At 64.7% G+C, this 20,916-nt stretch carries 14 protein-coding genes and 1 tRNA gene; 4 read left to right on the forward strand and 11 right to left on the reverse strand.

Annotated features, from left to right (window positions below):
• Nucleotides 1-82: 82 nt before the first annotated feature.
• From CCUG20998_RS18865 to CCUG20998_RS18890, 6 genes are all read right to left on the reverse strand, one after another.
• A complete protein-coding gene (locus tag CCUG20998_RS18865) occupies nucleotides 83-745 on the reverse strand; it encodes a DUF8010 domain-containing protein (protein ID WP_020730215.1) in 663 nt (220 codons plus the stop codon).
• Nucleotides 742-1,158 carry an acyl-CoA thioesterase gene (locus CCUG20998_RS18870; RefSeq protein ID WP_012395428.1) on the reverse strand — a complete coding sequence of 139 codons (417 nt, stop codon included), beginning with the start codon at nucleotides 1,156-1,158 and terminating at the stop codon, nucleotides 742-744. The genes CCUG20998_RS18865 and CCUG20998_RS18870 overlap by 4 nt, the downstream gene beginning before the upstream one ends.
• Nucleotides 1,155-5,993: an NAD-glutamate dehydrogenase gene (locus tag CCUG20998_RS18875; protein ID WP_020730214.1), complete on the reverse strand. Its 4,839-nt coding sequence runs from the start codon at nucleotides 5,991-5,993 to the stop codon at nucleotides 1,155-1,157. The genes CCUG20998_RS18870 and CCUG20998_RS18875 overlap by 4 nt, the downstream gene beginning before the upstream one ends.
• Nucleotides 5,990-6,223: a hypothetical protein gene (locus CCUG20998_RS18880; RefSeq protein WP_142399642.1), complete on the reverse strand. Its 234-nt coding sequence runs from the start codon at nucleotides 6,221-6,223 to the stop codon at nucleotides 5,990-5,992. Before CCUG20998_RS18880 ends, CCUG20998_RS18875 begins: the two co-directional genes overlap by 4 nt.
• Before the next feature lie 38 nt (nucleotides 6,224-6,261).
• On the reverse strand, nucleotides 6,262-7,938 hold the full coding sequence (gene ettA / locus CCUG20998_RS18885) for an energy-dependent translational throttle protein EttA (protein ID WP_020730213.1): 1,677 nt from the start codon (nucleotides 7,936-7,938) through the stop codon (nucleotides 6,262-6,264).
• Between the two features lie 67 nt (nucleotides 7,939-8,005).
• Complete coding sequence (locus CCUG20998_RS18890; RefSeq protein WP_020730212.1) at nucleotides 8,006-8,524, reverse strand: single-stranded DNA-binding protein; 519 nt, start codon at nucleotides 8,522-8,524, stop codon at nucleotides 8,006-8,008.
• 316 nt (nucleotides 8,525-8,840) lie between these two features.
• Between CCUG20998_RS18890 and CCUG20998_RS18895 the strand changes: the two genes are divergently transcribed.
• A complete protein-coding gene (locus CCUG20998_RS18895) occupies nucleotides 8,841-9,059 on the forward strand; it encodes a hypothetical protein (protein ID WP_231389748.1) in 219 nt (72 codons plus the stop codon).
• Nucleotides 9,060-9,137: 78 nt separating this feature from the next.
• Complete coding sequence (locus tag CCUG20998_RS18900) at nucleotides 9,138-10,067, forward strand: sterol desaturase family protein (RefSeq protein WP_020730210.1); 930 nt, start codon at nucleotides 9,138-9,140, stop codon at nucleotides 10,065-10,067.
• 58 nt (nucleotides 10,068-10,125) lie between these two features.
• Here CCUG20998_RS18900 and CCUG20998_RS18905 read toward each other — a convergent pair whose 3' ends face one another.
• From CCUG20998_RS18905 to lipQ, 4 genes are all read right to left on the reverse strand, one after another.
• Nucleotides 10,126-12,492: a glycerol-3-phosphate 1-O-acyltransferase gene (locus tag CCUG20998_RS18905; protein WP_036456231.1), complete on the reverse strand. Its 2,367-nt coding sequence runs from the start codon at nucleotides 12,490-12,492 to the stop codon at nucleotides 10,126-10,128.
• Nucleotides 12,489-14,438, reverse strand: a complete 1,950-nt coding sequence (locus CCUG20998_RS18910; RefSeq protein ID WP_020730208.1) for an HAD-IB family hydrolase/lysophospholipid acyltransferase family protein — start codon at nucleotides 14,436-14,438, stop codon at nucleotides 12,489-12,491. Before CCUG20998_RS18910 ends, CCUG20998_RS18905 begins: the two co-directional genes overlap by 4 nt.
• Nucleotides 14,435-15,898, reverse strand: a complete 1,464-nt coding sequence (locus CCUG20998_RS18915; RefSeq protein ID WP_036456565.1) for a WS/DGAT/MGAT family O-acyltransferase — start codon at nucleotides 15,896-15,898, stop codon at nucleotides 14,435-14,437. Before CCUG20998_RS18915 ends, CCUG20998_RS18910 begins: the two co-directional genes overlap by 4 nt.
• 232 nt (nucleotides 15,899-16,130) lie before the next feature.
• The gene (gene lipQ, locus CCUG20998_RS18920) at nucleotides 16,131-17,384 is read right to left on the reverse strand and encodes an esterase LipQ (protein WP_020730206.1); all 1,254 of its coding nucleotides are present in this window, start codon (nucleotides 17,382-17,384) and stop codon (nucleotides 16,131-16,133) included.
• 186 nt (nucleotides 17,385-17,570) lie between these two features.
• On the opposite strand from lipQ, the gene CCUG20998_RS18925 reads away from it, so the two are divergent.
• Both CCUG20998_RS18925 and CCUG20998_RS18930 read left to right on the forward strand, forming a co-directional pair.
• A tRNA-Arg gene (locus CCUG20998_RS18925) sits at nucleotides 17,571-17,647 on the forward strand.
• 243 nt (nucleotides 17,648-17,890) lie between these two features.
• On the forward strand, nucleotides 17,891-18,598 hold the full coding sequence (locus CCUG20998_RS18930; RefSeq protein ID WP_172607299.1) for a cutinase family protein: 708 nt from the start codon (nucleotides 17,891-17,893) through the stop codon (nucleotides 18,596-18,598).
• A 645-nt stretch (nucleotides 18,599-19,243) separates the two neighbouring features.
• Here CCUG20998_RS18930 and CCUG20998_RS18935 read toward each other — a convergent pair.
• Entirely contained in the window at nucleotides 19,244-20,719 is a 1,476-nt protein-coding gene (locus tag CCUG20998_RS18935) for a cobyric acid synthase (protein ID WP_020730203.1), read from the reverse strand.
• Nucleotides 20,720-20,916 lie beyond the last annotated feature (197 nt).

Consider the following 20,916-nt stretch of genomic DNA (forward strand, 5'->3'; position numbering starts at 1 on the left):
AGACAAATGGCATTATCCACCCGGTGGGGAAATCCACTTTGCCGGTCACCGACCGCTTCCGGGCAAGCCGCGAGCCCGACTATCACCTCAACATCAAAGGCGGATGCCCGCGGCGCCGGTACACCGATCCGAATCGCGCATCCAGCCGCAACCACGTCGGCATTGCCCGCACCCGAACCATCTCATCGGCATCAATCGCTTCTGCCGACTGCGGCAGGAAACCCATTGCCGTCAAGGCGAATACGCAGCGCATCGGCAGGCCGACGGCGGCATCATCCGAGCTGACCCGGATGACCTCTTGGTCCATCAGTGACACCGGTGGACCGTGAGAGCTGCTGTGTTCCTTGACAAGTCGTGCACCACTCTGCGCCAGGTCCAGCACAACGCGCGCCGGCAGGTCTTCGAGGTGGACGAATCCGGACTCCGGCGGCAGCGCGCCCCGCCACGCCGAGTCCATCGGGTAGCCCGGATCCAGGTAGCCGGAACTGTCCGTCGCAGCAAGTCCGCGGGCCAGCGCGTCGGCGCCCACCGTTAAGTCATTGGGGCGCACTTCACCGACCACCACCCGGCTGGCCAGCACATCGAAACTGGTTGCCACCCAAGCCGTCAGCAATCCGGCGGATCGTGCCCGCAGTCGGATGATCGCGGCCGGGTCAAGCCGGATCGCATGCTCGACGAATGTGGACAGATCCGAACGATGAGCTGGGTCCGTCAACCACAGCCCGCGCTCGTCTGTCCCCATCATTCCCGCAGCCACCGCTGCAGGTACTCCCGATGCTGTGCCGACAACCGCACCAGCCGCTGCTCTTCGATGTGCACCGCAGCGAGCTGCGATTCCGCGATGACGGCCGGCTTGGACTCCGGGGCCGCGCCGATCGAGCGGACTTCGTAGCCCAGCGTGAAGTCGACCGCCCGAAGCCGCTTCGTCCACATCGTCACCTGCAAAGGCGAATCCGCAAGCCGCAGCTGATCCTTGTAGGTGACCCGGACATCGGCGATCAGCAGGCCGATGGTGGTGATATCGGCGCCGAACGGCTCCCGGAGGAATGGGACCCGAGCCTCTTCGAGGATGGTGACCATGGTGGCGTGGTTGACGTGCTGGTACATGTCAATGTCCGACCAACGCACCGGCACCGCAGCGACGTACCCGACGGTCATCCCGAGATCCCTCGTCCGCTGGTGCGGGTCATTCGGCGGACCTGGCGGGCGGCCACCGACAACGTCGCGAGATCCTTTTGTCCGCTATCCCGAATCTCGTTGAGTGTCCGGCGTGCCCGGTCCACCCGGGAGGCGCTGAGCTGCTCCCACTCCAGGATCTTCTGCTCACTGCTCTCATCGGGCTCGCCCACGGCGATCACGTCGAAGCACAACGACCGCAGCGCACCGTAGATGTCGTCGCGAATCGCCAAGCGGGCCAATGAATGCCAGCGGTCCTTTCGCGGCAGCTCGGAGACGGCGGTGAGCAAACCGTCCGCACCCAGCCGATCCACCAGGGCAAAGTAGGTGTCGGCGACTTCGGCTGCGTCGACATCGGCGATGTCGGCGATATCGATGATGTCGAGCAGGCTGTAGCGATACAGGCCGACCGCAACGCGGTACGCCAGGTCCTCAGGTGCGCCCTGGGCGATGTATTCCTCGGAGGTTTTGTCGACGATGGCCTTATCGTCGCCGCGCAACCACTCCGACATCCGCGGGGTCAACGCTTTGACCTGCGCGGCGAACCGGTTGATCTCGGCGCCAACGGCGAGCGGCTGAGGGCGGTAGTTGAGCAGCCAGCGACTGGCACGGTCGATGAGCCGGCGGGTATCCAGCGTCAACCGGTCGGACAGCGCCACCGGTAGCTCCTCCGCACGGATACGGCGCCAGATGTGACTCACGCCGAAGATGGCATCGGTGGCCATGTAGGTACGCACCGCGTCGATCGGTGAGACACCGACGTCTTCGGTGATCCGAAAGGCGTAGGTGATGCCGGCGGTGTCCACCAGGTCGTTGATCACCATGGTGGTGACGATCTCGCGACGTAGCTGGTGCGAGCGGATCTCGGGAGCGAACCTCTCGCGCAGGGGTTTCGGGAAATAGGAGGGCAACCTCGAGGCGAACACGTCCTGATCGGGCAGCTCGGTTGTCAGCATCTTCTCTTTGAGCGCCAGCTTGACGTGCGCCATCAGGGTTGCCAACTCGGGCGAGGTGAGCCCGATGCCCGCCTCCGAACGTCGCGCGATCTCCTTTTCGGAGGGCAGCGCCTCCAATTCCCGGCTGATTCCGCGCTCGGCCACCAAGTACCTGATCTGGTCGGCGTGCACCGGCAGCAGGCTGACCGGGTTGGCGCGGCTGGTACCCATCAAGTCGTTCTGATCAGAATTATCGGTGAGCACCAGCTGTGCCACCTCGTCGGTCATCGACTCGAGCAGTTGTTTGCGTTCGTCTGCTCTTACCTTGCCCGCGCTGACCAGCGAGTCGATCAGAATCTTGATGTTTACTTCGTGGTCGGAGCAATCCACACCGGCGGAGTTGTCCAGCGCGTCGGTGTTGATCCGCCCGCCGGACAGATCGAATTCGACGCGACCCAATGCCGTGACCCCAAGGTTGCCGCCTTCGCCAATGACCTTGGCGCGCACCTGGTTCGCGTTGACCCGCACGGGATTGTTGGCGCGGTCACCGACATCGGCATCCGACTCCGACTCGGCCTTGATATAGGTCCCGATGCCGCCGTTGAACAACAGATCCACCGGGGCCTGCAAAATCGCCCGGATCAAGTTGGGCGGGGTCATCTCGGTGACGTCACCACCAATGCCAAGGGCATTGCGAACCTGGTCACTGACCGGGATGGACTTCTGCTCGCGGCTGTATACCCCCCCGCCTTCGCTGATCAATGACTTGTTGTAGTCATCCCAGCTGGATCGGGGCAGATCGAACATTCGCTGCCGTTCCTGCCACGAGGCAGCGGCATCCGGATTCGGGTCGAGGAAGACGTGGCGGTGATCGAAGGCAGCGATCAGCCTGATGTGCTTGCTCAACAGCATCCCATTGCCAAAGACGTCGCCGCTCATGTCGCCGACGCCCACGACGGTGAAGTCCTCGGTCTGGGTGTCGATCCCCATCTCTCGGAAATGCCGCTTGACGGCTTCCCAGGCGCCCTTGGCGGTGATCCCCATGGCCTTGTGGTCATAGCCCACCGACCCACCGGAGGCGAACGCGTCACCCAACCAGAATCCGTAGGAGTTGGCGACCTCGTTGGCGATGTCGGAGAACGTGGCGGTGCCCTTGTCCGCGGCCACCACCAGATAGGCGTCGTCACCGTCGCGCCGCAGCACCTCCGGCGGCGGGCTGACCACTCCGGTCGTGTGGTCGACGTTGTCCGTGACGTCAAGCAGCCCGGAGATGAACAGCTGATAGCAGGCAACACCTTCGGCGCGAGTGGCCTCGCGGTCGGCGGCCGCGTCGCCGGTGCTCAACGGCGGCCGTTTGACGACGAATCCGCCTTTGGCTCCGACCGGCACGATGACGGCGTTCTTCACCGCCTGCGCCTTGACCAGACCGAGGATCTCGGTGCGGAAATCGTCGCGGCGGTCCGACCAACGCAGCCCGCCTCGCGCTACCGGGCCGAACCTCAAATGCACGCCTTCGACCCGGGGTGAATAAACGAAGATCTCGTACTTGGGCCGCGGCAGCGGGAGCTCGTCGATCAGCTGGGCATCCAGCTTGACTGACAAGACATCGCGGCTGCGGGCCGAACCTTCGCGTGAGACAAAGTAATTGGTCCGTAAGGTGGCCTGAACCAGCGACGCGAACGCCCGCAGAATCCGGTCGGTATCCAGACTCACCAGTGCGTCGATGTCAGCGGCAACGGCAGCGGCAGCGGCTTGCGCGTCAGAACTTACCGGTGAGCCCGCCGGCCGCGGGTCGAACAGGGCCTCGAACAATAGGACCAGTGACCGCGCGGTGGAGGGGTGCTCGTTGAGAACTGATTCGATGTAGGACTGGCTGTAGGGAAAGCCCGCTTGCCGCAGGTACCTCGAATAGGCGCGCAGCAGGACCACCTGCTGCCATGTCAGCCCCGCCCGCATGACCAACTCGTTGAACCGGTCGATCTCGATCCTGCCCTGCCAGATCGCGGTGACCGCATCGGCGAATCGCTGTGCCGCCGCGGCCCGCTCGGCCGGAACCGTCGCCTTCGGGATGGTGGGATGCGGTGAGATCTTGAACTGATAGATCCAGACCGGCAACCCGTCCGGGCGGGTGACCGTGAACGGCCGCTCCTCGAGCACCACCACACCCATGCTCTGCAACATCGGCAACAGCCGACTTAGCGAGGCAGTGCATCCCCCCAGGAACCAGGTGAGCTGGGCGACACCGTCCTCGGTGCGATCGGAGAAGACCAATTTGACCGAGTCATCAGCTAGCTCGGTGATGATCGCGATGTGGTCGATGGCGTCGGCCGGGGCGACCGCCTGCTTGTAGGCCTCCGGAAAGGCGGCCGCGTAATGCTCGGCGTCGGCGTGCCGCACCGAAGCATCGGAGGCAGCGCCGATCAGGCGGTCAGCCCAGGTGCGCGCGGCCTCGCTCAACAGCGCCTGAATCCGGCTTCGGTTGGCCTCTGAAACATCGATCGAACCCGTCGCCACGTCTTCGGGCAACCGAACCATGAAATGCATGAGCGCCCAGGGGGATTCACTGACTCGGGCGGTGAACTCCAGCCGGGTGCCGCCGAACTCGCGGACCAGGATGTCCTCGATCTGCAGCCGCACGGCCGTCGTGTAGCGATCGCGCGGCAAGTAGACCAAACACGAGACAAAGAACTGCAGCCGATCGACCCGTAGGAACAGCAGCGCTCGCCGCTGGGAGCCCAGATCCACCACCGCTTTGGCCATCGCCAGCAACTGTTCGGAGCTCAGGGTAAACAGCTCGGGACGAGGGACGGTCTGGATGACGTCCAGCAGAAGCTGGCCCGGGTGGCTCGGGTCGTTGCCGGCTAACTCCAGCGCGTCACGGACCCGATGCGAGATTGCCGGGATCTCCAAAACGTCGGCGTTCATGGCCGCCACTGTGAACAGACCGACGAAGCGATGCTCGACGATATTGCCGTCGCCGAGGCTCTCGCGTATCGCGATCGCGTACGGGTACGCGCCGTAACGCAGGTAACTGCCGACCCGCGCCTGCGCCAGGACCAGCAACTTGGTTTCGTCGGTAAGCCGGGGCCGCGTGCCGGTCCGCGCACGCAGCACGCCGAGGCCACTCGAGCCGTCGCCCAGGACCATCCCGTCGTCCACCTCGCAGGGCTGATAGCCGAGCAAGAGGAAGTTTCCATTCCCCAGCCACCGCAACAACGCCGCCACCTCTTGGTGGTCCGGGGCCGCATAGTGGCCTTCGCGATCGCTGTCGACTGCGACCGCCAATTCGCTGAGGGTGGCAATCATTGCCGGCGCATCCTTGGCGACACGCTGAACATCAGCCAAGACCTTGGGCAGCAACTGTTCGACTTCGGCGAGGGCTTTGGCCTCGACCGTCGGCGAGAGTTGGACGTGTATCCAAGCCTCACCAACGTAGGGCGAGGCGTCCAGGGACTTCGGCTCGACGCGCTGCAGCTCACCGGTGGGGCCGCGGTGCACCTCGAACACCGGGGTCATGATGGTGGTGTAGCCAACGCCAAGCCGGTGCAGGAGCACCGTCACGGAATCCATCAGCATGCTGCCGTGCTCGGTGACCACTTGCAGCGCCGGCCCGAACCCGACCGGGTCGTCCGCCGGATACACGGCGACGCGACTCTCACCGATGGGGCGGTGCTGCCCGAGCCGATAGTGCGCACTCAGCATCGCCGGCGTCACCACGGAGGCAGCGGCTTCGGCGGCTCGTTGTGAAGCCTGCGAATCCTCCTCCCCCCGACGCTGGTAGCTGTCCAGGTAGGCCTGCGAGATCCAGTCAGGAATGTCGGCGGGTTGGGTGAACGCCGTCCACGCCCCGACATCCTGCTTGGCCCCGGGATCGATCGTCATGCCGACTGCTCCAAACTCACGACTGAAACCAGCGCGCTACTTGATCGGCCCCACTCCTGACCGGCCATAGGGGCCGCATCGTTGCGGGGCACCACTTGACTGCCCCACTCCTCAGCAGCCATAGCGGCCGCATCGTCGCGGGGCACCACTTGACTGCCCCACTCCTCAGCAGCCATAGCGGCCGCATCGTCGCGGGGCACCACTTGACTGCCCCACTCCTCAGCAGCCATAGCGGCCGCATCGTCGCGGGGCCTTCGCAGAGCTGACACTAGTCGCGCGTCAACCTTCTATGAGTAACCCGGTGCGGCCGCGCAGCCTCGACGCCAAGCCGCTCCACCTTATTTTCTTCGTAGGCTCCGAAGTTCCCCTCGAACCAGAACCACTTGGCCTCGCTGTCGGCGTCGCCTTCCCACGCCAGGATGTGCGTGCACGTGCGGTCGAGGAACCAGCGGTCGTGCGAGATCACCACGGCACAGCCCGGGAAGTTGACCAGCGCATTCTCCAGCGAACTCAGTGTCTCGACATCCAGGTCGTTGGTCGGTTCGTCCAGCAGGATCAAGTTGCCGCCCTGCTTGAGCGTCAGCGCAAGGTTGAGCCTGTTGCGCTCGCCGCCCGACAACACACCCGCGGGCTTCTGCTGGTCTGGTCCCTTGAACCCAAAGGCCGACACGTAGGCGCGCGAGGGCACCTCAGATTGGCCCACTTCGATGTAGTCGAGCCCGTCCGAGACGACTTCCCACACGGTCTTCTTCGGATCAATGCCGGCGCGAGTCTGATCGACGTAGCTCAACTTGACCGTTTCGCCGACCTTGACCGTGCCGCTGTCCGGCTCCTCAAGCCCCACAATGGTTTTGAACAGGGTGGTCTTGCCCACTCCGTTGGGTCCGATAACGCCGACGATGCCGTTGCGGGGCAAGGTGAAGGACAGATCCTTGATCAGGGTGCGCCCGCCGAAGCCCTTGTCGAGGTGTTCGACCTCGACCACCACGGAGCCCAACCGGGGTCCGACCGGTATCTGGATCTCCTCGAAGTCAAGCTTGCGAGTCTTCTCCGCCTCGGCGACCATCTCCTCGTAGCGCTGCAAACGCGCCTTGCTCTTGGCTTGGCGCGCCTTTGCCCCCGACCGAACCCAGGCCAGCTCTTCCTGCAGCCGCTTTTGCAGCTTCGCGTCCTTTCGGCCCTGCACCGCCAGCCGATCGGCCTTCTTCTCGAGATAGGTCGAGTAGTTACCTTCGTACGGGTAGGCCCGGCCGCGATCCAATTCCAGGATCCATTCGGCGACATTGTCGAGGAAGTAGCGGTCGTGGGTGACCGCCAGTACCGCACCGGCATAGCTGGCAAGGTGCTGTTCGAGCCACTGCACGCTTTCCGCGTCGAGGTGGTTGGTCGGCTCGTCGAGCAGCAGCAGGTCCGGTTTCGACAGCAGCAGCTTGCACAGCGCAACCCGCCGGCGTTCACCACCGGACAGGTTGGTCACCGGCTCCTCGGGCGGCGGGCAGCGCAGCGCGTCCATGGCCTGCTCCAGCTGCGAGTCGATGTCCCACGCGTCGGCGTGGTCCAAATCCTCCTGCAGCCGGCCCATTTCTTCCATCAGCTCGTCGCTGTAGTCGGTGGCCATCAACTCGGCGACTTCGTTGAATCGGTCGAGCTTGACCTTGATGTCGCCCAGACCCTCTTCGACGTTGCCCCGAACCGTCTTTTCCTCGTTCAACGGCGGCTCCTGCAAGAGGATGCCGACCGTGGCCCCGGTAGCCAAGAACGCGTCGCCGTTGTTCGGCTTGTCCAATCCGGCCATGATCCGCAAGACGCTCGATTTCCCGGCCCCGTTAGGGCCGACCACACCGATCTTGGCGCCCGGGTAGAAGCTCAACGTGACGTCGTCGAGGATCACCTTGTCGCCGTGCGCCTTGCGGACCTTCTTCATCGTGTAGATGAACTCAGCCATGCCGCGGTATTGCCTTTCTAGTCTTTGGAGTTACCCCGCCGACCATCCTAGGCACCACCGCGCAGCGCTAAGCCGACAGTGGTAGTGCACTGCGATCGGCGGCGTCCACACCCGCCGCAACGTCCTCAGTGTCAGCAACGTCGCGGGCGCTGTGGTCGTCGTTGTCGGCGACGTCCTCGCACCGCGTTGTGGCTGCGGCCGCCGCTGCCTTTTCCGGGCTCGGACCCGTGTACCCGGGCTTCTCGATACGCACAATGACGCGCGAGAGATCTGGACCGACGGAGGTTGCCCGCAGCTCGAGCGAGGAGCGGCGGTTGCCATCGCGGTCCTCGTACTCGCTGGTGTAGACGTGGCCCACGACAATCACCGGTGCACCTTTGCCCAACGCCGCGCCCACCCCGGTAACCAGCCTGCCCCAGCAGTTCACGGTGATGAACAGCGAGTTGCCCGGCTCCCAGCCGCCGTCTGCGGTCCGCCGGCGCGAATTGCTGGCGACCCGGAACTTGATGAACTCCTGATCACCGACCTTCCGGCGCTGCGGGTCATTGACGATGTGACCGACCACGGTAAGAGGCGTTTCAAACATCTGCGCTATTCCCTTCGCTGGGTTGCTGTCGTTGGCTGTTTCGTGCCGCCCGCGGGTGGATCCGCGCGGTGCTGGCTGTTATTCACCTGCACCGCACCGACAGCCGCCCGAGGCGGGCGCGGTCCGTCCAACCCGCCTGTGGGCAAAGACGTGACTGTGGATCGAAGTCCCGAGCGTGGGGCCACGGCCGCAGACCTGAAACCAACTGTCACCAGAATCTGAAAACCACCCGTCTCAGCAGGTCAACGGCGATAGCATCCAAAGGTCGTCGCATTTGCCAGCCACGGCGACCGGACAGCAAATGGAGGATGCCACGGTGAACGCAAAGTTGAAGGGCCAGAAGATGGGCGTACGGGTGGCCTGGGTGGTCGGCACGCTGGTGGCGGCCGCTTATGCGCTGCTGGCGGTGGGCTGCTCATCGGATCTGAAAGGAACACCGGCCCCGGGCGACGACGGCATGACCGAAGGATGCTCAGGTCAGCTGGTACACGTCCCGGCCCCGACGTTTGTGGCACCCACACACATCGGTCTCTGAATCGGCTTCTGACCGCTCAGGGACCACGGCCTTGCTCAACAACGCGGCCGGGTGGGGTCTCACGATGCTAGGTGAGCAATGGAACGCGCCGTCCCGATATTTCTGACCGGGTTCATGGTGCTGGTGGGGCTGGACTTCCTCAGCTACCGGCTAGGCAAACAGCGCAACCGGTCACGCCCCAGCGTGTCCGCTCGCGATACCGCAGCCAATCTGTCGGTCTACGCCTTGGCCCGACTGACTCGATCGGTAGGCAGCGTCACCGCAGTGCCGCTAATCCTGATCGCCAGTGCCCTGACGCCGATCCACCTGCCGACCTCCCAGTGGTGGACCTGGGCGTGCGCACTGGTGCTGACCGACCTGGCCTACTACGGCAGGCACCGCATGACCCATCGGATTCGAGTGTTCTGGGCCGCGCATCATGTGCATCACTCGAGTCAGTACCTCAACCTGTCCACGGGGATGCGCACCCCCTGGCTGGTCCCCGGTTGGTTGTTCATATCAGCCGTCGTCTACGTGCCGCTGGCACTGATCGGCTTCCCCGTCTGGATGATCTTCGCCTGCCACGCAATCGTGATCTTCTATCAGTTCCCGATCCACACCGAGCGCATCAACCGACTGCCCAGACCGATCGAGTATCTGTTCAACACGCCTTCTCACCATCGTGTGCACCACGGCGCGAACAACCCCTACCTCAACAAGAACTACGGCGGCATTCTGATCGTGTGGGACCGACTGTTCGGTAGCTACGCCGAGGAAGACGAGCCGGTTCGGTACGGGTTGCAGCAGAACATCGCTACCCATAACCCGATCAAACTCAACTACTACGAATTCGTCGCAATGCTCAGCGACGTTGGGCGGGCAAAGACGTGGCGTGGCCGGGTCGGCTACCTGCTGCGCCCGCCCGGCTGGAGCGAAGTAGCCGAGACGCCAGCGCCCCGCTCACATGACAGCGATGATCACGCGGTTGCCGTCGATGGCCAGCACTGGGCGGCGGCAGGCAACGGCTAGCTGTTGAGGCGCCGGGCGGCGCCACTGGCACCGTCGATCGCCCACACCATCGCGGCGACTACTGAGCCTGTTGCTCGAGTCGCTCCTGACGGGCCTTCAGCTCACGAGCCACGAACCGGTTTCGTGCGATCTTCCCCACGTAGTCGAAATCACGCAGGATATTGCGCAATTCGGCCAGGAACGCGCTCCGACGCTCGGTCAGGTCTGGCGCGGGCTCGATCAGGTGCTGGTCGTCGACCACCTGACGTGCGGTTGCGAAGAGCAGTGTTGACACCGGCTCGCTGCTGCGGACCCGCGCCTGGGCCACGTATTGGCGCCCGAGGCCCAGCGCCAAGTCCGTCAGGTCCTTCTGCTTGATGTTCGCCGGAGCATCGCGCAGCACGTCGGCAACGATTGCGTAGGCCTCGAAGAACACCCGCAGCATGGCGTCCGAAATCAACGGTCGCTTTGCATAAAGGATTGCGTCGATCTGATCGCCCCCGGCGGCCACCTGGCTTTCCCAGTCCTGGTACCACGCCATCTCTTCGGCGATGTTGGCGCGAAATGCCGCCGAGTCGGCGAAGTAGAAGTCGAATTTCAGCAGATCCCGCAACCGCATCACCTGGTCCCAGAAGGCGGCCATGCGATCGCCTTCGGCGTGGCGGGCATGGGCCAGCGCAAGCTCCACGATCGAGGTTTCCAGGAAGGCGTGGATCACCGAATTTCGGTAGAAGGCCGCGGCGAGTTCGTCCTCGGGAGCGATGTACCAGACCGGTTCGCGACCGCTGTCCACCCGGGTGACCGGGTGCGCGTTGGACAGTGCGTCCACGGCCGCCCGGACCCCCTCGCGCGAACGCAGCCGCAGCGCACTGGTCGACATCGGTGTCTGCTTGCGTTCGAGATAGTCAAGCGAGTCCTGCAACGTGTGGTGCAACTGGCCAAGGGTTAGTGCGGTACCGCGTGCGGTGAGCAGCAATGCACACACCAGACCGGTCGCGGTCATCGGCGTCGCTCGCAGAATCCGCCACGCGACCTCGAAGGACATCTTCTGCAGCGCAAGCCTTTTGGCCGCCAAATCATGGGTTATCGGACCATGCGGAACACCGAGGTACTGCCGCATGGAGACCGCTTCCGGGAAGCGCACATAGATCTTTCCGTAGTTGCGCTCGCCCTGTGCCTTGATGAAGTTGTAGAGCCAGCTGAAGCCCTCGGGTGTCTTTTCGGCGCCGCGCGCGTAGGCGGCGTATTCAGCGATCTCGTGCAGCTGGTCGAAACAGATCGAAACCCCTTGCAGCAGGATGTCGTCACTGCGCCCGTCGAGGTAGGCATCGGCGACATAGCTCATCAGGCCGAGCTTGGGTGGCAACATCTTTCCGGTGCGCGAGCGGGTGCCTTCGATGGACCAACTCAGGTTGAACCGCTTCTCGACGACATAGCCGACGTATTCCTTGAGCACGTACTTGTACAGCGGGTCGCCGGCGATGTTGCGCCGGATGAAGATCATCCCCGCGCGCCGCATGAGCGGCCCCATCACGCCGAACGACAGGTTGACGCCGCCGAACATGTGCACCGGCGGCAGCCGGTTGTCCTGCATCGCCACCGGTACCACCGCCCCGTCGATGTAGGACCGGTGGGAGAACAGCAAGACCGCTGGATGGGCTTCCAGCGCGGTGCGCATGGCCGCGACCTGATATTCGTCGTAGTCGAATTCGGGATCGAATCCACGGCTGATCAGCCTGCCCAGGACGGAAAAAACATCGACCGATGCCTGACTCCAGCCGGTGGCGAGTTCGTCGAGCATCTTGCCGGCTTCCTCGACAGTGGCGCCGGGGATCCTTTCCAGGCCGGCACGAAATCGTGCGGACGCCAACATCTCTGGCTTCACCAGCCGCGGCGATTTGTATTGCGGCCCAAGGATCCGGTACTCGGCGCGGGCCAGCGCCAGGATCGCCCGGCGGGCAACGAAATGGGCGAAGTCGTGTTGGTCCTCGCCAACGGTGTTGTCACGCCACTGCTTGCGCAGCTCCGACACCGTGGCCGACTCCCCTGCCATCACCCTGGCACGCTGCGGGTCCGAACGCAGGATGCGGCGCTGCTGGCGGGGGTTGGGATGGTATGGATCGCGGCCCGGAAGAAGGCCGGCAACCTTTGCCAACCGGCTGCGATCCGCCGGCGGCTGCCAGAACACCTGGACCGGCACGATAGACCGATCTGCGCCGGCTTCGGAACCGGACTCGAGTTGCTCAACCAGCGCGGTCAGCGCGGCCGTCGGGGCATTTCGCGGCGGCAGCTTCAGGACGTCGAACTTTGCCCCTGGCGTGCGGGCCCGCTGCTCGCCCAGCCAATCCATGATCAGCTGCATTTCGACCGGCGAACCCATCGAGGCCAGCACCAGCGTGTCTTCAGAGGTAAGGACTGCGCTGGTATCAGCGACCGGTTTGGTCACGGCCGTCCTTTGGGCCTAGAGCTCGATGACTCGGCCGCGTCGCTTCGGCCTGCACCGAGTTGTTGCGCGTCGCCATCATGGGCAACGGGTTCGAGTGCGATCTCGGTCGGGTTCGACGCCTCGCCCACCGGCTTGGGTGCGGGCAGCTCGGTGTCGGTGGCGGGCGTCGCAGCCTTTGCAGCCGCGCTCTCGGGCACCTTCTTCGCAGGCGCCTTCTTGGCGGGTGCCTTCTTTGCCGTCGCCTTCTTGGCGGGTGCCTTCTTGGCGGCCGCCTTCTTGGCAGGCGCCTTCTTGGCGGCAGCCTTCTTCGCGGGTGCCTTCTTGGCCGGTGTCTCCTTCTTGGCGGCAGCCTTCTTCGCGGGTGCCTTCTTGGCCGGTGTCTCCTTCGCGGACGCCTTGGCAAGCTGCGCCTTGGCTTTCTTGGCCGCCTTTTCCTCGGCGTAGAGATTGACCTCGGGCAGTTCGTCGACCGGCCAGTCCTTGAGTGTGTCCAGATAGAGCTGACGCACCTCGGCGATGCGGTCCGGAAGGGTGTCCAGCGTCCAGTCATCGACCGGGATCGGCGGAAACACTGCTATGTCGACGGTTCCCGGATTGATCGTGGTGGAGTTGCGGGAGGCGACGATCTCCGCATTGCGGATCACAATCGGCACGATCGGGATACCGGCCGCCATAGCGATGCGGAACGGCCCTTTCTTGAAGGGACCAACCTCGGTGGTGTCCAACCGGGTGCCTTCGGGGGCGATCACGATGGATAGCCCGTTCTTCGCGCGTTCCTCCACGGTATGCAGCGTCTCGACCGCTGAGGCCGGGTCATCGCGGTCAATGAACACACCGTCGAGGACCTTGCCCAACGTGCCCATAATCGGGTCGTTCTGCAGCTCCTTTTTGCCCACCCCAACCCAGTTGTCCCGTACCAGGGCACCAGCAATCACCGGGTCGACCTGGTTGCGGTGATTGAAGATGAAGACGGCTGGACGCTGCGCGGTCAGATTCTCCTTGCCGACGACATTGAGGTGCACACCGCTGGTCGCAAGCAACAGCTGGGAGAAGTTCGAGGTAAAGAAATTCACGCCACGTCGGCGATTACCCGTCAGCAGGCCGATTCCCACTGCCCCGGCCGCAACCGGGAACATGGTGCTGAAACCGGCAAGCGTTCGTATCTGCCGGCGCAGGCCCACCCCCCCGCGGCTGTTGAACTTCAGGATGGGCCAACCACGGCGATTGGCCACGGCGGCCATCTTGCCTTCCGGGTTGGTCGGCCGCGGATTACCGACCAGGTACATCAGTGCAACGTCTTCGTCGCCGTCGGCGTAGAAGTAGCTGTCTTTGAGGTCAATATCGTGCTCAGCCGCAAAACGCTGCACGGCGGCGGCTTTGCCGGGACCCCACAGGATCGGCTTCACCACGCCACCGGTGAGCAGCCCGTCCTCATTGGTCTCGAACTTGTTGGTGAGCATGTTCACGATGCCCAGGAAGCGGGCCACCGGATTGACCTGAATGGTCAGGGCCGACGAGCTGAGCACGACGGTATGACCGCGCGCCACGTGCGCCCGGACCAGCTCGCGCATCTCCGGATAGATCCGCGACTCGATGCGCTGGGCAAACAGCCGCTCGCCGATCTCCTCCAAGTCAACGAGCTGGCGTCCGCGCAACGCCGAGGAGGCCGTGTTGATGAGCTGTTCGAACTCGATTCGTCCCAACGTGTGGTTCAGGCCCGCCTGAACCATGCTGAGCAGCTCCCCCACCCCTATGTCGCGGCGCCGCAGCCGCTCCTGGGTGAGGATGACGGCCGTGAAACCGGCCACCAGCGTGCCGTCGAGGTCGAAAAACGCACCAACCTTTGGCCCCGCGGGGCTGGCCATGATCTCGGCGACCGAGCCGGGTAACCGCAGGTCCCCCGCCGCCTTGTCCTGCTCGCGCCCTCGTTCTTCGGCGGCGCTCATGAATTGGACACCGATCGAGACTCCGATCCGGAAACAGTGGTGAAAGAGGCAGGAATCGAGCGCGGTGCGGGATCGCCGGCGAGCGCCAGGATCTCGTCGAAGCCCTCGACCAGGCAGCGGGCGAACAACTCGTCATGTCGGACCGAGGCCCGGTCGTAGCGCACGGTGATGGTGGCCCATCCGCCCCGGGAAATCAGCACCACCATCATCGCCACTCCCGGCAAGGGGCCAATCCCGTACTGCCGCAATATCTTTGCTCCAGCGACGAAGGTGTCCCCGGGGTAGACCGGCACGTTGCTGGCCTGCACATCCGAGCCGATCACCGAACCGCTGATCCCCTCTAATACCGCCGTGGGCAGGACACTGAGCACCGGCGCCATGGACCCGACGACGTTCATCGCGGGCTCGTCGCGGCGCTGCGTCATCTGGGCTCGGATCTTTTTCATCCGCGCCACCGGATCGGCGGTGCCCACTGGCGCTGCCAGGTTGACGCCGGTGAACCGGTTGCCGCCGGCGCCATCCGCATCGGCCCGCAGATTGACTGGGACCGCCATGGGCAGCGTGCTGATCGGCATCCCGAGGGCCTCGTGGTAGCGCCGCAGCGCGCCACACAGGCCCGCAAGATATGCGTCGTTGATCGAGCCGCCACCAGCCTTTGCGGCCTTGTGCAGCTCGGAGAGCCGAATGTCGATCGCCTCGGTGCGCGTGGTCAGGCTACGCCGGCGCAACAGCGGTGAGGGCTCAGCCGCGCGGTTCATCACCCGCACGCTCGACAACGCATAGCCGACAATCCCCGAGACGGTGGCGGCCGGATCCAGCACCGCGCGTCCGGCCACCGAGACCGCCCCGGCTATCGCTCCCGCCACGCCGCCAACGAGGGCGATGGGCAGGTGGCCGATGCCCTCGCGCATCAAGTCATTGGGTGACAAGTCCTGGGGAATCGGTAGCGGCGGTGTGGGTCTGGGCGCCGGATCCCGTTCCAGGTCATAGATCTGGGCGAACATCTCCACGCCACCGACGCCGTCGGTGACCGCATGGCTGACATGCAGCAGAGTCGCGGCCTTGCCGTCGGCCAAACCCTCGACCAGGGTGGCCGTCCATAGCGGGCGCGAGATATCCAGTGGCGATTGCAGGATCACCTCGGCCAAATCGAAGACGTCGCGTAGCGTGCCGGGCTCAGACACACGCACCCGGCGCACATGGAAGTCCAGGTTGAAGTCCGGATCCACCACCCAGCGCGGCGCCGCGGTCGGCAGCGTGGGAACAACCACCTTCTGCCGTAGCCGCAACACGCGTCGCGAGGCATTCTCAAACCGGGTCCGGAACCGCTCCCAGTCCGGCGTGGTATCGAGAAGCTCCAGGGCCATGATCCCCGAACGCGTCCGCGGATTCGCCTCGCCCCGATGCATCAAATAATCGACGGGCCCCAGCTCATCGGACAACCCAACCGCCTCAGCCATGATCACGACCCACTCGGCCAACTCGACGCGCCATCCTCGTCACCGCCAATCAAGCCTCCTGCTCAGTCCCCGCCAACCAAAGTGCCAACACAACGCTAGTCCGGTTGACGCGGCGGTGAAAGTGAGGATCCGCTCAGCACGGCACGCGCCGCGGACAAGCCCGCAAGACGACGTGGCTGGCAATCGAGTCGGTAACTCGGCGGTTCTCGCGTTCTGGCCGGCGCCTGCCGATTCAGCTGGCCGAATTCGCTGAGAACGCCAACGAACCCAGTATCGAGCTGGTCCAGCGCCCGTAGACGACCCCCAGGAAATCGGAGACCGCACTGGCGGCCAGCCGGGAGCGGACCGTTGGGGTGATGTCGAACGCGTGATGTGCGTTGGCGAGCTCGGCATAGGCCACGGTGTCGGCTCCGGCGCCCCGCAACGCTGCGCAGAACGCCCGCGCCTGCCCGCTTGGGACAAGCTCATCGCGCTCACCGTGCAGCACGAAGAAGGGCGGCGCCTCCCGGTGCACGTAAGAAATCGGGGAAGCAGCGGTGAACGGCTCCGGGTCGTCGGCGTAGCGGCTCTTCATCACGAAGTGCTCCAGGAACGGCAGCATCAATTCATGCATGTTGTCGAAGTCGGTGAAGTCGTAGACGCCGTAATAGGGCGCGACCGCCTGAACCGTCGTGTCGGCGTGTTCGAAGCCAGGCTGAAAAGCCGGGTCGCACGGAGTCAGCGCCGCCAGGGAGGCCAGGTGCGCACCGGCTGAGCCGCCGGTCAGGGCGATGAAATCGGGGTTGCCGCCGTAGGCGGCGATGTTCTCCCGGACCCAAGCGATCGCCCTCTTGACGTCCACCACGTGTGCGGGGAACTTGCAGCGCGGACTCTTGCTGTAGTTGATGGAGACGCAAATCCAGCCCAGCTCCACCATTCGGCTCATCAGCGTGTAGGCCTGCGGACGCTTCCCGTTGACGCTCCACGCTCCCCCAGGCACCTGGATCAGCACCGGGGCCCGGCCTCCCGGCGCCAAGTCGGGGCGGCGCCAGACATCGAGCAGATGTTCACGACCACCCGGCCCGTAGGAGATGTCGGAGGTCTGCGCCGCGTAGCGGCGGCGGGGTCCCGACGGCAGCAGGCCGCCGCGCGTCGCACACGCCGAGCCATCACCGGAGGGGTGTGACACCAGGTCACGGAATTCCGATCCGAAGGACTCCTCGAGTGCCGCGGTGAGGGTCAGATCGGCCCGCTGGGCCGCCCACGCGGTGCCGTACCGGCCGATGGCTGGCGGAGAGACACGGGACAACGCGTGCCCGGTCAGCACGTGCGGCGGAAATTCCGCGGACACCCAACCGGCTACCCAGCCGAGGGCAAACGGAGAACCCCGAAGCAACAGAGCTCCGGAACGAACAGCGTCGCGCGCGTCGGCCGCAAGCTGCGCTCCTTGGCGCAACGCTTCGGCACCAGCCCGCGAGCACCGCGAAGTCACACTGGCCATGCACATAACAGAGCCCACCCCTCGACGTCAGGCACACGCGTCGTTGCGGTAAACGGCCGATTACTAGCCGGTGTTGTACGTGTGTCGAGGCTCACACAATAACCGATTTCTGGCCCAGGCGAAGAATTTTGGGGCGCGTCGCGTCACCCAATCTGATCTTGAATCCGGCTTGGATAGACTGACCTGCGCATTGCCTCCGTAGCTCAGGTGGATAGAGCAAGGGCCTTCTAATCCCTAGGTCGCACGTTCGAGTCGTGCCGGGGGCACCAACCAAGGTGTGTGACGTCGGCTGATGCTCGACGTTTTACCTTCGGTCGATGCCTGACGGTGGCTTCGGGCCAGTGCCCTCGCGGCCGGCGATTGGGCGGGGCAACGGACCCCCGGCCGCCAGCTGCGCCTCCTGGCGTCTCCGTGCAACACCGGACGCGTGAGCGCGATCGGTGGCCAGACCTGGTTTCCGCAGCGTTTCGCGGATGAGCGTCGCACAATTTGGGTGCTCCGTTTCGGCCGCGATGTGCCAGCATCAAAACGTGAACGCACGCCAATTCACTCGTTTGCTGGGTGTCGGGCTCGCGACAATCTGCGCGGCCCTGCTGAGTGCCCCCCTGATCATCGCCTCCGCGTCGACCGCCGCCTGCCCCGATGCCGAAGTGACGTTCGCCCGCGGGACCGCCGAGCCACCCGGCGTCGGTGGGGTCGGACAGGCATTCATCGATTCCCTCCGCTCCCAGCTTGGCGGCCGGTCCCTGGGGGTGTATGCCGTGAACTACCCCGCCACCGAAGATTGGCCCCCGTCCGCATCCGCGGGCGCCACCGATGCCAGCACTCACGTTGAGTCCATGGCGGCCAGCTGCCCCAATACCAAGCTGGTGCTCGGCGGATATTCCCAAGGCGCGATGGTGATAGACCTGATCACCATCGCCCGAGCCCCCGTTGCCGGCTTCATCCCCCAAACGCTATCGGCGGAGGTGGCTGATCACGTCGCCGCGGTCGCCGTCTTCGGGAATCCGACCGACAGATATCTTGGCGGGCCAATAAGCGAGATCAGCCCCTGGTATGGCCATAAAGCGATTGACTTGTGTGCGCCCAACGATCCGATTTGCACCCCCGGCGCCCTTGCGCTGCCTTCTCACGATGAGATGTTCTCCGCGGCACACCTGTCGTATGCGCAGTCCGGGATGCCCAGTCGGGCAGCGACTTTCGTGGTGAGCCAGCTCTAGTGCGCGAGTCGGGGGATCACTTGCCGGTGGGATCGGCACACCCGGCTAGATCATGGTGGCCACAGCGAACTCGGCGCCGACGGCGGCCAGGCGTGGCCGTGGAGCACACCGGAAAGCCAACGAGCACTCGGCTAACAATGCCGATTAAAGCAGCCGATCTCCGGCCCTCGAGGCAAAGTTAACTCCTCGGCGCAACCCGTCACCAAAAGCGCGTACAAACTGATGAATACCGCTCCGAGCAGCCATTTAAGCAGCATTCGCAGGTTGCCTGTCGCCATCTTGACCTCATTGTTCAGCAATCCATTATCAGTGCCTTGTTCTGTACTTTCGCACCTACAGCAAACGACAGGTGCTACCGCCACCGCCCGGCACTTGGACCCGCTCAGCGTATATCAAGAGGAATGAAATAGCGCGGAATCCGACTTTTCTAATAACGGCGGCAACCAATGCATATCGGCGCGCCCGGATCGGCCCGAATTTAATGACGCGATCTAGAATTCAGCTCCAAAATAAAAGCGCGATTGCCAATTGCCGGCGAAGCCAACGCCGGCGCCCACGAGCGCGGGGTGAGCGCGTCCGGCCCGGTCGGGTCGATGACTACCGCACGTTCGAGTTGTGTCGAGGGCCGTCGACCGCTCGGTGCGATCACGGCGCGCCGGGCGGGAGGAAGGGCAAGGCCGGCGCGCAACCGTGCCGAGCCAGGGCGAGCAGTGCATCGACGTCAAGGTGACGTTCGACCAGATCGCCGAGCAGGTCCAGGCGGCGCTCGCGTGCCGCCGAGAACGAAGTGCCCGACCCAGTGAGCCCGAGCGTCTCGCGCAGGAAGGCCTCGCGCAGGGCATCCCCTTCGAGCGAACCGTGCCACATCGTCCCGAATACTTGTCCGTCACGCGCGCCCCCGGGGAACTGCTGAGCGGCGTCACCGGCGGTAATCCTGCCGTGATGTATCTCATAGCCCGAAGCGGGCACTCCGAGTCCCTGCCCGCGCGGCAAGCGCAGCACCTTCTCGGCGCCGAACGTGGTCTCCACGTCGAGCAAGCCCAAACCGTCGGCCTCGGCTACCGGCCCTTCGACACCGTCTGGATCGCGAATCACCCGCCCCAGCATCTGGAACCCGCCGCAGATGCCGAGCAGCGGCTTGCCCGCCGCCACATGCGCCATCAGCGCACGGTCCAAACCCCTCGCTCGTAGCCACGCCAGATCGGCGATCGTTGCACGGGTACCCGGGACCACGATCAGGTCGGCATCGCCCAGCCCTCGGGGGTCGGAAGCAAACACGACATCCAGGTCGGGTTCCAGACCCAGTGCGTCGACATCGGTGAAGTTGCTGATCCGTGGGAGTCGCACGACGGCCACCCGATGGGCCCCCGTGGTCGCCGCGCGCCGGCCGGTCAGGTCGAGGGCGTCCTCTGAGTCCAGCCAGAGGTCAGCGTGCCACGGCAGCGTGCCGAACACCTGTCTGCCCGTGACCCGCTCGAGGTCACGCAGACCTGGTGCCAGCAAGTCGAGGTCGCCACGGAACTTGTTGACGACAAACCCCGCGACCAGCGCCTGGTCCTCGGCAGACAGCAGCGCGATGGTTCCGAAGAATGCCGCGAACACCCCTCCGCGGTCGATGTCGCCGACGACGATGGTCGGCAGTTCCGCGTGACGGGCAAGCCCCATGTTGACGTAGTCGCCCGCACGGAGGTTGATTTCGGCTGGGCTGCCGGCACCTTCGGCGACGACGACGTCGTAGCGGGCCGCCAGGTCGTCGAAGGCTCGGTGCGCCGTCTCGGCGAGAACCTGCCGGCCCTCGAACCAGTTGGACGACGCCAGTTCGCCCCAGGATCTGCCCATCAACACCACGTGGCTGCGGTGGTCACTCCCCGGCTTGAGCAAGACCGGATTCATGGCCGCCTCAGGTGTCGCGTTGGCCGCGAGCGCCTGCACCCATTGCGCGCGACCGATCTCCACACCCGCGCCACCCGGGCCTTGGCAGACCATCGAGTTGTTGGACATGTTCTGCGCCTTGAAGGGCGCCACCCTGAGGCCGCGTCGGGCGAACGCACGACAAAGACCGGCGGTTAGGGTGCTCTTACCGGCGTCGCTGGTCGTACCGGCCACCAGCAAACCCGGCATCAGCCGTGCCTCGGTAGGTAGAGATCTATTGCCCAGCCCGCCTTCGCCTCGTGTTCGGGAAATCGTGGATCATCGACATTCGAAATCTGTTGCGATGCTGCTCCTTTAGGCGCTGACCGACACGGTGTCCGTATCCACACTAGAGCCTCGGCGGCGCCGCCATCAGGCGCCGGAGGGGATCTGGGGCCGGACCGGCT

Source organism: Mycobacterium marinum (assembly GCF_003391395.1).
GTDB lineage: Bacteria > Actinomycetota > Actinomycetes > Mycobacteriales > Mycobacteriaceae > Mycobacterium > Mycobacterium marinum.